General features: G+C 64.2%; 4 protein-coding genes. 3 read left to right on the top strand and 1 reads right to left on the bottom strand.

The annotated features are described in order from the left end of the window. The first annotated feature begins 142 nt into the window (after nt 1-142). From ACVMIH_RS01775 to ACVMIH_RS01765, 3 genes are all read left to right on the top strand, one after another. A complete protein-coding gene (locus ACVMIH_RS01775) occupies nt 143-2,296 on the top strand; it encodes a type I secretion system permease/ATPase (RefSeq protein ID WP_274612733.1) in 2,154 nt (717 codons plus the stop codon). A 14-nt stretch (nt 2,297-2,310) separates the two neighbouring features. After that, entirely contained in the window at nt 2,311-3,561 is a 1,251-nt protein-coding gene (locus tag ACVMIH_RS01770; RefSeq protein ID WP_018270880.1) for an HlyD family type I secretion periplasmic adaptor subunit, read from the top strand. 220 nt (nt 3,562-3,781) lie between these two features. Then, nucleotides 3,782-4,795, top strand: a complete 1,014-nt coding sequence (locus ACVMIH_RS01765) for a transglutaminase-like cysteine peptidase (RefSeq protein WP_057017073.1) — start codon at nt 3,782-3,784, stop codon at nt 4,793-4,795. Between the two features lie 84 nt (nt 4,796-4,879). Here ACVMIH_RS01765 and ACVMIH_RS01760 read toward each other — a convergent pair whose 3' ends face one another. After that, the gene (locus ACVMIH_RS01760) at nt 4,880-14,548 is read right to left on the bottom strand and encodes a DUF5801 repeats-in-toxin domain-containing protein (protein WP_456860524.1); all 9,669 of its coding nucleotides are present in this window, start codon (nt 14,546-14,548) and stop codon (nt 4,880-4,882) included. Nucleotides 14,549-14,660: the final 112 nt, after the last annotated feature.

The following is a 14,660-nucleotide window of genomic DNA, read 5'->3' as shown; positions in this document are numbered from 1 at the left end:
ATCTAATGCGATTGCTGCATTTCCATTTTGCTTGTCGAGGTTTCAGTTGTTGTTTCGCACCCCCAGCGCGGCGGCCGACGCCGTCCGCCCCTCGCCGGATGACTCAACCTCAAAGCCTGCCGCGACAAGCAGGCCACGCGCGCTGGGCGACGATCCCCTCACCGCGTCGTTGACTTATCTCGCCGCCCATCATGGCCGCGCGGTGAGCCGCGAAGCTCTGCTCGGCGGACTTCCGATCACGGACGGACGCTTGTCCGTTTCGCTCTACGACCGCGCCGCCAGGCGCGCGGGTCTGGAGACCGAGGCCGTCAAGCGCGACATTTCAGACATTCCCGCGCTGGTCCTGCCGGCCGTCCTCGTCATGAAGAACGGCTCTGCGCTGATCCTTCTGGGTGTGGACCCGGCGAACAAGTCGATCAAGGTCGTTGATCCGGCGACGCCGAACAGCCCGCGCGTCGCCGACATCGCCTCGCTCGCCACGGACTATACCGGCTATGCGTTCCTGGTGAGAAGCGCGCCGCAGGCCGATGCGCGCGCCGCCGCCGCAGGCGACATCCCCAAGAGCCACTGGTTCTGGTCGGTGGTGAAGACGCATTGGCGCAGCTACGGGCACATCGCGGTCGCGGCTTTTCTGACCAACATCCTCGCGCTCGCGACGCCGCTGTTCACGATGAGCGTCTATGACCGCGTCATCCCCAACGGGGCAATCCCCTCCCTGATCGCGCTCTCGATCGGCATGGGGCTCGGCATCGTGTTCGATTTCATCTTCCGCATGGTCCGCAGCCGCATGATCGACGTGACCGGCAAGACGATCGACGTCGTGCTGGCCGCAAACATCTTCGAGCACGTGATGTCGGTGAAGATGGCGCAGCGGCCGACTTCGGTTGGCATCCTGGCCAATCAGCTCCGCGACTTCGACTCGGTGCGCGAGTTCTTCACCTCCGGAAGCGTGGTTTCGGCAACCGATCTGCTGTTCGCCATCCTCTTCGTTGGGGTGCTGTTCCTCATCGCCGGACCGCTGGCCTGGATCCCACTGGTCATGCTGCCGCTGGTCATGCTGATCGGCTTCCTGCTGCAGCGCCCGCTTGATCGCGCCATCAAGCGGCTGCAGGCCGAATCCGCCGCACGGCACGGCGTGCTGGTCGAGTCGCTGTCCGGCCTCGAAACCGTCCGTGCGACCGGCGCCGAGGCCCGCATGCAGACCTTGTGGGAACGCTCGGTTGCCGCGACCGCCCGATCCGGCGAGGACGTTCACTTCTGGTCGTCGATGTCGCTGACGAGCGCGAGCACGGCCCAGCAGATCACGAGCCTGCTCCTCGTCATCGTCGGCATTTTCCTGATCCTCGACGGCAAGCTGAGCGTCGGCGCGCTGGTCGCCGCAAACATGCTCGCCGGGCGCGTTCTGGCGCCGATCGCCGGGATCGCCGCGGTGATCACCAAGGGTACGCAGACGATCACGGCCCTCAAGGCGATCGATCGCATCATGTCGATCGAGCGGGAACGCTCGCCGACCCGGTCCTACGTCGCAAGACGAATCGAAGACGGCAAGGTCGCCTTCGAGAACGTATCGTTCGCCTACCCCAACGCGCCGGGTAACGCGCTCGAAAAGGTCAGCTTCAAGATCGAGGGCGGAGAAAGGGTCGGCATCATCGGCAGGGTGGGATCTGGCAAGACCACGGTCGGCAGGTTGCTGCTCGGATTTTACGAGCCGAAGGAGGGCCGCATCCTGGTCGATGGCGTCGACTCGCGCCAATACGATCCCTCGGACCTGCGCGCCGGCATCGGCTTTGCGATGCAGGATACCGACCTGTTCTTCGGCAAGCTGCGCGACAACATCGCGCTTGGCAAACCGGAAGCGACCGACGAGGAAGTCCTGCTTGCCGCGCGGCTTTCGGGCGTCGAAAGCTTCATCGCCGGTCACCCGATGGGCTATGACATGCCCATCTCGGAAGGCGGCCGCAGCCTGTCGGGCGGCCAGAAGCAGGCCATCGGACTCGCGCGCGTTCTGATCCGCAAGCCTCGCGTGCTCTTTCTCGACGAGCCGACGGCGCACTTCGATATTCGCAGCGAACAGGAGTTCTTGGAGCGGCTCAAGGGCCTCGATGATGATCGCATGACCATCATCATTTCGACCCATCGCCTGTCATTGCTGAACATGGTCGATCGGTTGCTGCTGTTCGACAATGGCCGCCTGGTTGCCGACGGCCCGCGCGACAAGGTGCTCGCTTTGCTCCAGGGCCGGCCGGCGTCCGCGGCCCCGTCGCCGGAGAACACGATCCAGCCGAAATCCGCATAACGAGCAAATACATTATGGCGTCTTCCGATTTCACATTTGCAAATGACATCCGGTCCGCGGCGCTGCTGCGCACGCCGCGGACCTCCCGCATGCTGTTGTGGACGTCGTGCGCGCTGCTTGCGACGTTCTTGATCTGGGCTCATTTTGCCGTGCTGGACGAGGTCAAGCGCGGCAGCGGCCGCGTCGTGCCGTCGCGGCAGATGCAGGTGGTTCAATCGCTCGAAGGCGGGATCGTCGGCGACATCCTGATCCGGGAAGGCGACATCGTTCAGCAGGGCCAGTCCCTGATGCGGATCGATGATACGAAATTCGCTTCCGAGTTCGGCGAAATCCGCGAGCGCCGTGCGGCGATGGCGGCGCGGGTGGCCCGTCTCGACGCCGAGGCGCGCGGCCGAGCCGAGATCACCTTCCCGGACGATCTCGACAAGATGGTTCCCGCCGCCGTCGCGACCGAGACCAGCGTGTTCAAGATGCGGGGTCAGAAGGTCGCGCAGGACATCGACGTCCTCAACCAGCAGGTCACTCGCCTCACCGGCTCCCTCAAGCTCCTCGAGCGCGAGCAGACCCTGACGCGCAGGCTGTATGAGCAGAAGGTGGTGCCCGAGATCGAGATGCTGCGACTTGATCGGCAGGCAACCGAGATGAAGGGACAGCTGGCCGAAGCGCAGTCGAAGATCGCGAACATCACCGCGTCGTTCCGTTCACAGGCCGACGAGGACCTGGCCAAATCGCGTGCCGACCTCGCCGTGCTCGACGAGAATATCAAGTCCGCCCAGGACCGGGTGCGCCGCACGGATCTGAAGGCGCCGGTCCACGGCATCGTCAACAAACTGAACATCAGTACCATCGGTGCCGTCGTACAGCCGGGCGCCAACCTGATGGACATCGTGCCGCTGGACGACACGCTGCTGGTGGAAGGCCGGATTCGTCCGCAGGACATCGCGTTTATCCGTCCCGACCAGGACGCGGTGGTGAAGATCAGCGCCTATGATTCCTCGGTCTACGGATCGCTGAAGGGCAAGGTCGAACGCATCAGCGCCGACACCATCGTCGACGACAAGGCGGAAAAGACCGAACGCCAGGAGACCTTCTACCGGGTCATGGTGCGTACCGATAAGAACCATCTCGGCACCGAGCAGCATCCGCTGCCGATCATTCCGGGCATGGTGACCACGGTCGAGGTCCTGACCGGCGAGAAATCCGTGCTGGACTACATCGTGAAGCCTGCTCGCCTGCTGCGTGACGAGGCGCTGCGCGAACGGTGATCGGGACCACGGTGGCCGTGGTTAACCAATCGTAACCTCGGTTCGTTCAATTTCGAACGAACCGGCAAACCCCGGATTGACCGCCTTTTCGACATTCGAGGTGGCGCCCCCCTCCACTTAACTCCGCTTAAGCGGCCAAGGCGCCAGTTTGCGTCCCGATAACAGCGGGGACGCAGATCGACGCACAGACGTTGACGGTCCCCGACATTGGGGACGTCATATGAAGTCGCTGAAGTTTGCTTCGTCGGCGGTCATGGCCGCGGCTGCACTGACAATAGGTCTTTGCGCCATGCCTGCCGCGTTTGCCGCGGACGAGCTCACTCTCGGAAAACCCGCCGGCGAGCTCGCGCCCGCTGCGGACGCCGCGTCGAACCGCCCGCCTGCCACCTTCTTCACCATCGCCGACGTCCTGGCCAAGCTCGACCGGCAGCACGGCCGGGGTCCGAACGCCATTCGCACCGCCTCGCTCACGCCGCCAAATATCGCGACCGACGCGGTGCCCGCGACAAAGCCGCTTCCGCCTGTCGGCGCCGAGCCGTTTGGCCTGTTCACCTTCCGCGCACCGGAAAACGGCCTGTGGCGCAAATGGCGCGGCCTCGAATCCGATCTCGCAAAGGAGGCGAGCGTTCTCGCGCAATGCCGCGAGAACGCGGCCGCCTGCCCGTCGCAGGCCGCGCAATTCCTTCGTCTGATCGGCGCGGTCAAGTCCAAGGCCGGACGCGACCGGCTGGATGAGGCCAACCGCGCCGTCAACCAGGCGATCCGCTATGTCAGCGACTTCGCCCAGCACGGCGAGGCCGACCGCTGGACTGCGCCGCTCGCCACCTTCGCGACCGGCAAGGGCGACTGCGAGGATTATGCGATCGCAAAATACATCGCGCTCAGCGAAGCCGGCTTCCCGCGCGAGGATCTGCGCCTGGTGCTGGGCCGCGATCGCGCCATCCGCCAGGATCATGCCGTGCTGGCGGCGCGCCTGGACGGCCATTGGCTGATCCTGGACAGCCGCCGCTCCGAACTGATTGATGACGGCGAGCTCGGCAACTTCACACCGATGTTCGCGATCAACGACCGCGGCGTGCAGCTGTTTGCGGCCCCCTATGCCAAGCGCCTCCCGCTCGGCGACGAGCTCGACGCGGCGCCGGCGGCCGCCAATGCCGCGGAGACCGAATGGACCGGCGTAGAAGCGCTGGACGCGGCAAGCCCGCTCTTGGGCTTCCTGCCCGTGCTGATGTGATTGCGCGCAAGAAAGGCGACAATTCAATCAATAAAAATCCGCGGAGAGGTCTCCGCGGATTTTCGATTTTGCTGCAAGCCTAGCCTAGAAAATATGAACGTTCGTGGCCGCCGGCAAGCCGGTGCTCACATGTGCGAGGTCCACCTTGTCGGAGCCGGTGCCATTTGCCGAGTACCAGAGCTCATGGGTCGTATTGTTGAAGAAGAACTTGTTCGTGCTTGCGCTTTCGTTCCAGGCGCTCGCGTTGTTCTCGGTCCCGCCGGTGACTGCCGATGACGTGAATTGACCAGCCGTAAGGGCGTTTGAAACGCCCGTCGGCAGGCTCAGACCGGCCACGTCGAGAAGGAGCGTATCACCGCTGTTGAAATCACTGATGATATCGTGGGCGCTGAGATTGAGAACAAACTTGTCGTCCCCACCATTGCCAGTGAGCGTCTCGTTGGTTGGTCCGGCGACAATGACATCATTGCCGGCCGTGCCCAGCAGGGTCGCGGTGCCATTGATGTTGATACTGATAGTGCTCGACGCAGTGTCGCCGTCACCGTCAATCGTCGACACGTTGAAGCTCAGATCCTCGGAGACGTTCGTGGTGGACGAAACTCCGACGCCAACCAGGTCGACCTTGCCGCTGCCTGTCACGTCCGTGAACTGGACAGTGTAGAGCTGCAGGCCGGCCGGCGCTGTGGGCGTCGACCATTCGGTGGCGACCGTGGTGTGGGTGGAAGGATCGAAATCACCGGAGACCGATGTGATCGAGGCGGCGTGCACTCCGTCCCAATAGGAGACGACGTAGTGAATGTCGTCGCCGGCTTTGTAACCGCTGAACGTGTAGTTCGCGACCGATTCGTGTGCTGGAGGATGGAACCCCGCGTTGCCGCCGGGGCTGGCGCTTGCGCCGTCCGTGAAGTCAAACAGCAGCTTTTCGTTGGGATCGAAGTTGTTGTTGCCGACGCCCCAACCATTGGTCGATCCGTTCACGCTGCCTTGAGCACCGCCGGAGGCCGTGCCCGAAATAACCGCCAGCTGATCGGTGCTCGAGGAAAGAATCTGCTCTTGCGAGGGTCCCGAGCCGAAGGCGGATGAACTGCCGACATTCTGGATCGTTGTCTCCGTGAATGGCTGAAGCAATGTGAACAGGTAGTGACCGGTTGTGTCATCCAGAGTCAGCGTGAAGATATTATTCGCTGCCGATGGGGCCGCACCGATATAGGCCGTCAAATTCTGTCCAAATGCGTCGATGGAATAGTGCACGGCCTGGCCATTGAACGTCAGGCCGGCCGGCGCCGTGTTTCCAGTCAAGGTGAAGTCATATGCGCCAAAACCATCGGCGCCGGAGAACACGGGTAGGTTACCTAGCACGGACATTCCCGCGTAATCGGCAATGATTCCATGCTCGATCGTGCCGAAACTCGGGCCGTCGTCGAGGAAGCTGATATGAGTGCTGATGTCGGCGGTGGCCGTCACATGATCGCCATCGGCGTCCGTCAACGTGACCGTCGCGCCGATCTTGCCGGCCGTCATCGTCAGCAGATCGTTCGGACTGGCGGTGCTGTTGTGGTGGAGCGAGAGATAGTCCGCCACATAGAGCTGACCGGTGATCGGATCGATGGCGATCGCGAACGCCGTTTGGCCCGTCAGGCTGGGGTTGGCGGCATCGTTGCCCACAGTACCGATGATCCGGCCGCTGGCATCCAGCGACAGCGCGATCCCTGTGCCATCCGTCAATGTCAGGCCTGACGCAGCGCTGAGGACGCTCAACGCATAGGTCGTAGACCCCGCGCCGTCAGAGCCGAAGCTGCCCCCGGCCACCGTCAGGATGCTGCTCGCGCCCGTCGAGGCAAAGCTGAGCGCACCGTTGTCAAGTGACGCTCCCGGCACATCGGTGTCGACGCCCTTGTTCGCAACCGTGCTGAACAGCGCGGCGACAGTGCTGGCGGCACCGTTGAACGTGATCGCGGTGGAGCCCAGCACGTCGCTCGCGCCGCCGGTGGTCTGCACGCCGGGCGTCTCGTCCACGCCGATCGTAGCTGCGCTGACCGTCGCTGTCGGCGCCGTCGGGCCGCTGTCCTGGATTGTGAACACGCCGGTGCCGAGGTCGAGCGGCGTCGACACGCTGTCGCCGTCGGCATCGACGATGGTCTGCACCACCTGCAGCAGGTTGGCGCTCGAGAGCGTCAGCGTCGCCGCATCGTCCGAATTGTTCGGATCGGAGTGCCAGATGTTGTTGACTTGGGTGAAGGTCACGATCCCGGTTGCGGGATCAATGGCGATCGTAAAGTAGGTCGTCGCGCCAACCGAACCGGTGATGGTGTTGCCGGACTGGTTCAGCAGAATCTGCGCACCTTGTCCGATACCATCGCCGTCGCCGGCAGTCTTGTCGGTCGCATCGAGCGCATAGAGGCCGGAGGCCACGTTCGAGCCCGTCAGCTTCAGCGTGTAGGTCGTCGAACCAGCACCGTCGCTGCCATAGCTACCGCCGGTGAAGTTGTCGGAGAAGTTCGCCGTCACGGAAACAACCCCGTTCGGCGCCGTGCCGCCCGCGGTGTCGGTGCCAACAGGACGCGTCTCGTCGAGCACGAGCGTGTCGGTCGGGCCGGTCACCGTGCCGGCGGTCGGACCGCTGTCCTGGATCGTGAACACGCCGGTGCCGAGGTTCAGCGGCGTCGAAACGCTGTCGCCGTCCGCATCGGTGATGGTCTGCACCACCTGCAGCAGATTGGCAGCCGACAGCGTCAGCGTCGCCGCATCGTCCGGGTTGGTCGGATCGGAGTGCCAGATATTGTTAAGCTGAGCAAAGGTCACGATGCCGGTCGAAGGATCGATCGTGATCGTGAAGTAGTTGGTGCCGCCAACCGAGCCGGTGATGGTGTTGCCGACCTGGTTCAGCAGAATCTGCGCACCCTGTCCGATACCATCGCCGTCGCCGGCGGTCTTGTCGGTCGGATCGAGCGCATAGAGGCCGGAGGCCACGTTCGCACCGGTGAGCTTCAGCGTATACGTCGTGCTGCCAGCACCGTCGCTGCCGTAGCCGCCGCCGGTGAAGTTGTTGGAGAAATCCGCCGTCACGGTGTCGAGCCCGGTCGGCGCTGTGCCGCCCGCGGTGTCACTGCCGACAGGACGCGTCTCGTCCAGCACGAGCGTATCGGTCGGACCGGTCACCGTACCTGCCGTCGGGCCGCTGTCCTGGATCGTGAACACGCCGGTGCCGAGGTTGAGCGGTGTCGTCACGCTGTCGCCGTCCGCATCCGTGATGGTCTGCACCACCTGCAGCAACTCAGGGCGCGTCAGCGTCAGCGTCGCCGCATCGTCCGGGTTGTTCGGATCGGAGTGCCAGATGTTGTTGACCTGCGTGAACGTCACGATCCCGGTCGTCTCATTGATCGTGATCGTGAAGTAGGTCGTGCCGTTCGCCGAGCCGGTGATGGTGTCACCGACCTGGTTGAGGACGATCTGCGTACCCTGTCCGATGCCGTCGCCGTCACCGGCGGTCTTGTCAGTCGGATCGAGCGCATAGAGGCCGGAGGCCACGTTCAAGCCCGTCAGCTTCAGCGTGTAGGTCGTCGACCCAGCACCATCGCTGCCGTAGCTGCCGGCGGTGAAGTTATTGGAGAAGTCCGCCGTCACGGTGTCGAGCCCGGTCGGCGCTGTGCCGCCTGCGGTGTCGCTGCCAACGGGACGGGTCTCGTCCAGCACCAAGGTGTCGGTCGGGCCGATCACCGTGCCCGCGGTCGGACCGCTGTCCTGGATCGTAAACACGCCGGTGCCGACGTTGATCGGCGTCGCAACGCTGTCGCCGTCCGCATCGGTGATGGTCTGCACCACCTGAAGCAGGTTCGCGGCCGACAGGGTCAGCGTCGCGGCATCGTCCGGATTGGTCGGATCGGAGTGCCAGATATTGTTGACCTGGGTAAACGTCACGATCCCGGTCGTCTCATTGATGGTGATCGTGAAGTAGGTCGTGCCGTTTGCCGAGCCGGTGATGGTGTCACCGACCTGGTTGAGCACGATCTGCGTACCTTGGCCGAAATGGGTTGGGTCGGTGTCGGTCGGATCCAGCGCATAGAGGCCGGAGGCGACGTTCGCACCGGTCAGCTTCAGCGTGTAGGTCGTGTTGCCCGGGCCGTCGCTGCCATAGCTGCCGGGCGTAAAGTTGTTGGAGAAGTCCGCCGTCACGGTGTCGAGCCCGGTCGGCGCCGTGCCGCCGGCAGTATCCGTTCCGGTGGGACGGGTCTCGTCCAGCACCAAGGTGTCGGTCGGGCCGGTCACCGTGCCCGCGGTCGGACCGCTGTCCTGGATCGTGAACACACCGGTGCCGACGTCGAGCGGCGTCGTCACGCTGTCGCCGTCCGCATCGGTGATGGTCTGCACCACCTGCAGCAGATTGGCCGCCGACAGCGTCAGCGTCGCAGAATCGTCCGGATTGGTCGGATCGGAGTGCCAGATATTGTTGACCTGGGTGAACGTCACGATCCCGGTCGTCTCGTTGATCGTGATCGTGAAGTAGGTCGTGCCGTTCGCCGAGCCGGTGATGGTGTCACCGACCTGGTTGAGCACGATCTGCGTACCCTGCCCGAAGTGGGTCGGGTCGGTGTCGGTCGGATCCAGCGCATAGAGGCCGGAGCCCACATTCACGCCGGTCAGCTTCAGCGTGTAGGCCGTGTTGCCCGCACCATCGCTGCCATAATTGCCGCCGGTGAAGTTGTTGGAGAAGTCCGCCGTCACGGTGTCGAGCCCGGTCGGCGCCGTGCCGCCTGCGGTGTCGCTGCCAACAGGACGGGTCTCGTCCAGCACCAAAGTGTCGGTCGGACCTGTCACCGTGCCCGCCGTCGGGCCGCTATCCTGGATCGTGAACACGCCGGTGCCGACGTCGAGCGGCGTTGTCACGCTGTCGCCGTCCGCATCGGTGATGGTCTGCATCACCTGCAGCAGATTGGCAGCCGACAGCGTCAGCGTCGCAGAATCGTCCGGATTGGTCGGATCGGAATGCCAGATGTTGTTGAGCTGGGTGAAGGTGACGATGCCGGTCGTCTCATTGATCGTGATCGTGAAGTAGGTCGTGCCATTCGCCGAACCGGTGATCGTGTCACCGACCTGGTTGAGCACGATCTGTGCACCTTGGCCGAAGTGGGTCGGGTCGGTGTCGGTCGGATCGAGCGCATAGAGGCCGGACGCCACGTTGGCACCGGTCAGCTTCAGCGTGTAGGTCGTGTTGCCCGCACCGTCGCTGCCGTAGCTGCCGGCTGAGAAGTTGTTCGAGAAGTCTGCCGTCACGGTGTCGAGGCCGGTCGGCGCCGTGCCGCCCGCCGTATCCGTGCCGACGGGACGGGTCTCGTCCAGAACCAACGTATCCGCCGCCGCGACCACCGTGCCCGCGGTCGGACCGCTATCCTGGATTGTGAACACACCGGAGCCGAGGTTGAGCGACGTCGTCACGCTGTCGCCGTCGGCATCGGTGATGGTCTGCACCAATTGCAGGATTTCCGGGCGCGACAGCGTCAGCGTCGCGGCGTCATCCGGGTTGGTCGGATCGGAGTGCCAGATGTTGTTGAGCTGGGTGAAGGTCACGATCCCGGTCGAGGGATCGATCGCGATCGTGAAGTAATCGGTGCCGCCGACCGAGCCGGTGATCGTGTTTCCGACCTGGTTCAGGAGAATCTGCGCACCCTGCCCGAAATGGGTCGGGTCGGTGTCAGTCGGATCCAGCGCATAGAGGCCGGACGCCACGTTGGCGCCGGTGAGCTTCAGCGTGTAGGCCGAATTGCCCGGGCCATCGCTGCCATAGCTGCCGCCGGCGAAGCCGTTCGAGAAATCCGCCGTGACGCTGGCAAGGCCGGTCGGCGCCGTGCCGCCTGCGGTGTCGGTGCCGGCAGGCCGCGTCTCGTCGAGCACGAGCGTGTCCGTTGCGCCGGACAGCGCGCTCGCCGTCGGGCCGCTGTCCTGAATGGTGAACACACCGGTGCCGACATCGAGCGGTGTCGTCACGCTGTCGCCGTCCGCATCCGTGATGGTCTGCACCACCTGCAGCAACTCAGGGCGCGTCAGCGTCAGCGTCGCCGCATCGTCCGGGTTGTTCGGATCGGAATGCCAGATGTTGTTGAGCTGGGTGAACGTCACGATGCCGGTCGTCTCGTCGATCGTGATCGTGAAGTAGTTGGTGCCGCCAGCCGAGCCGGTGATGGTGTCACCGACCTGGTTCAGCAGAATCTGCGCACCCTGCCCGAAATGGGTCGGATCGGTGTCGGTCGGATCCAGCGCATAAAGGCCGGAGGCGACGTTGGCGCCGGTCAGCTTCAGCGTGTAGGCCGTGTTGCCCGCACCGTCGCTGCCATAATTGCCGCCGGTGAAGTTGTTGGAGAAGTCCGCCGTCACGGTATCGAGGCCGGTCGGCGCGGTGCCGCCTGCGGTGTCGCTGCCGACAGGCCGCGTCTCGTCCAGCACAAGGGTGTCGGTCGGACCTGTCACCGTGCCCGCCGTCGGGCCGCTGTCCTGGATCGTGAACACACCGGTGCCGACATCGAGCGGCGTCGACACGCTGTCGCCGTCCGCATCGGTGATGGTCTGCACCACCTCAAGCAGGTTCGCGCCCGACAGGGTCAGCGTCGCGGCGTCATCCGGGTTGGTCGAATCGGCGTGCCAGATGTTGTTGAGCTGGGTGAACGTCACGATCCCGGTCGTCTCGTCGATCGTGATCGTGAAGTAGGTGGTCCCGCCGACCGAGCCGGTGATGGTGTCACCGGATTGGTTCAGCACGATCTGCGCACCTTGGCCGAAGTGGGTCGGGTCGGTGTCGGTCGGATCGAGCGCATAGAGACCGGAGGCCACATTCACGCCGGTCAGCTTCAGCGTGTAGGCCGTGTTGCCCGCGCCGTCGCTGCCGTAGCTGCCGGCCGAGAAGTTGTTGGAGAAGTCCGCCGTGACGGTGTCGAGGCCGGTCGGCGTGGCGCCGCCCGCAGTGTCGGTGCCGACAGGACGGGTTTCGTCCAGCACCAACGTATCCGCCGCCGCGATCACCGTACCGGCGCTCGGGCCGCTGTCCTGGATCGTGAACACGCCGGTGCCGACATCGAGCGGCGTCGTCACGCTGTCGCCGTCGGCATCGACGATGGTCTGCACCACCTGCAGCAGATTGGCGCCAGACAGCGTCAGCGTCGCGGCGTCATCCGGGTTGGTCGGATCGGAGTGCCAGATGTTGTTGAGTTGGGTGAACGTCACGATCCCGGTCGAGGGATCGATCGTGATCGTGAAGTAATTGGTGCCGCCAGCCGAGCCGGTGATCGTGTTGCCGACCTGGTTCAGCAGAATCTGCGCACCCTGCCCGATGCCGTCGCCGTCGGCGGTGGTCGTATCGGTCGCATCAAGTGCGTAGAGACCGGACGCCACATTCGCGCCGGCGAGGTTCAGCGTGTAGGTCGTGTGGCCCGGGCCGTCGCTGCCATAGCTGCCGGGCGTGAAGTTGTTGGAGAAGTCTGCCGTCACGGAATCAAGGCCGGTCGGCGCCGTGCCGCCCGCGGTGTCGCTGCCGGCAGGACGCGTTTCGTCCAGCACCAGGGTATCGGTCGCGCCGGTCACCGTGCCGGCGGTCGGGCCGCTGTCCTGGATCGTGAACACACGGGTGCCGACATCGAGCGGCGTCGACACGCTGTCGCCGTCCGCGTCGGTGATGGTCTGCACCACCTGCAGCAGGCTCGGGCTCGACAGCGTCAGCGTTGCCGGATCGTCCGGATTCTTCGGGTCAGAATGCCAGATGTTGTTCGACTGCGTGAACGTGACGATACCGGTCGACGGATCAATCGTGATGGTGAAATACGTCGTCCCGCCGGCCGAGCCGGTGATCGTGTTGCCGGACTGGTTGAGGACGATCTGCGCGCCCTGTCCGATACCGTCGCCGTCAGCAGTGGTCGTGTCGGTCGGATCCAGCGCGTAGAGACCCGAGGCCACGTTCGAGCCGGTGAGCTTCAGCGTGTAGGCCGTATGGCCGGGTCCGTCGCTGCCGTAGCTGCCGGACGTGAAGTCGTGGGAGAAGTCCGCCGTCACGCTGGCAAGCCCGCTCGGCGCAAAGCCGCCCGGCGTGTCGCTGCCGACCGGGCGCGACTCGTCCAGCACCAGCGTTTCCGCCGGCCCTTCCTTCTCGATCACCGTGCCGGCCGTCGGACCGCTGTCCTGAATTGTGAACACGCCGCCACCGAGGTTGATCGGCGTTGCCACGCTGTCGCCGTCCACGTCAGTGATGGTCTGCACCACCTGCAGCAGGCTGGCGCTGGAGAGGGTCAACGTCGCCGCGTCATCCGGGTTGGTCGGATCGGCATGCCAGATGTTGTTGACCTGGGTGAAGGTCACGATCCCGGTCGTCTCGTTAATCGTGATTGTGAAGTAGGTCGTGCCGTTCGCCGAGCCGGTGATGGTGTCACCGGACTGGTTCAGCACGATCTGCGCACCCTGCCCGAAATGGGCCGGGTTGGTGTCGGTCGGATCCAGCGCATAGAGGCCCGAGGCCACGTTCGTGCCGGTGAGATGCAGCGTGTAGGCAGTGCTGCCGGCGCCGTCGGCGCCGTAGCTGCCGCCGGTGAAGTTGTTGGAGAAGTCAGCCGTCACGCTGGCGAGGCCGGTCGGCGTCGTGCCGCCCGCGGTGTCGCTGCCGACAGGGCGCGTTTCGTCCAGCACCAGCGTGTCGGTCGCGCCGGTCACCGTGCCCGCCACCGGACCATCGTCAAGGATCGTCAGATGCGAGCCGACATCGACGCTCGCACTTGCCGACTGATTGTTGTTGTCAGTCACGGTGGCGGTCAGCGTGATCAGACCCGATGCCAGCGTGATCCCTTCATTGAAGTTGCCCGGTGTTGCCTCATGAACCGCGCGCAGATCGGTCAGCGTCACATGACCCGCGGCGTCAACCGAGACCGTGAGGACCAGATCGCCACTGATCGCCGTGCGCCCTTCCACGACGCCGGCCGCGTTGACCGTCAGCAGAACGTGCTGACCGGTCGCCGAATCGATCAGACCGGAATCTTCGTTCGGGGTCGTGACCGACAGCGCATAGGTCAGCGACTGCTGGCCGCCCGGTACCGTGACGTTGAACGACACCTGCACAGACGCGACCGTTGCCCCTGCGGGTCCGAGCCCCGAACCGGCGACACCATGGTTGGTGGCCGCGGTCAGGAAGCTCTCGTCGACAATCAGCGCCGACAGGGGGTTGCCGGAAATGGTCGGAGGCGGAGCAATGCCCAGCACGAAGCCGGTCGGCGGCACAGGGGTCACGAGGTTCGGCAACTCTTCCTGCGGCGCCAACACGTTGGTCGGCACAGGAGCTAACGGATCAATCGCGAACGGACTGAAATTCGCGCCGCTCGCCTGCGCGTTGCCGTTCGAGTTGCCGCCATTGTCGGCCGCCGGCAACACGGAGGCGTCCGTGCTGATCGGAAAAAGGGTCGCGAACTCCTGGACCGAGACCTCGCGCCCCGGCGCCATCTCGATCGTGACATTCTTCAGTCCATCCGCACGGGAGTCGAAGAACGGCTCAACCGTGACGGTCGACTGGTTGTCGAACAGGATGATCAGCTTTTCGCCGACGTGAACCAGCGTGATCTTTTCATTGGCGATCGACGAAAAGTCGACCTTCACCTTCTGGTCGTATCCAAGATTGACGACCACCGCCTGATCGGTCAGCGGCTTGGTCAGCTTGTAAATTCGTACGGGAGCCGAATTGGTGGAATTGCCGGTGCCGGTTGCCTGAGCGACCTGAAACGAACCCTGCATTATCAACTCCGCAAAATGCGATTAGAGGAAAAGTTGTAGAAAAATTTAGTTTTAGGCTATTGTTAACCCTCCCCGCGGTCAAGAAATGTATTTGGTTAATCAATGCTTTCCG

The organism is Bradyrhizobium sp. USDA 4503 (genome assembly GCF_054055815.1).
This window is presented reverse-complemented; position numbering and strand designations above follow the sequence as displayed.

What these genes read in the sequence shown, in the direction of transcription:
- ACVMIH_RS01770 (WP_018270880.1), top strand. Translation starts at nt 2,311, where the DNA reads ATGGCGTCTTCCGATTTCACATTTGCAAATGACATCCGGTCCGCGGCG.
- ACVMIH_RS01765 (WP_057017073.1), top strand. Translation starts at nt 3,782, where the DNA reads ATGAAGTCGCTGAAGTTTGCTTCGTCGGCGGTCATGGCCGCGGCTGCA.
- ACVMIH_RS01760 (WP_456860524.1), bottom strand. Translation starts at nt 14,548, where the DNA reads ATGCAGGGTTCGTTTCAGGTCGCTCAGGCAACCGGCACCGGCAATTCC.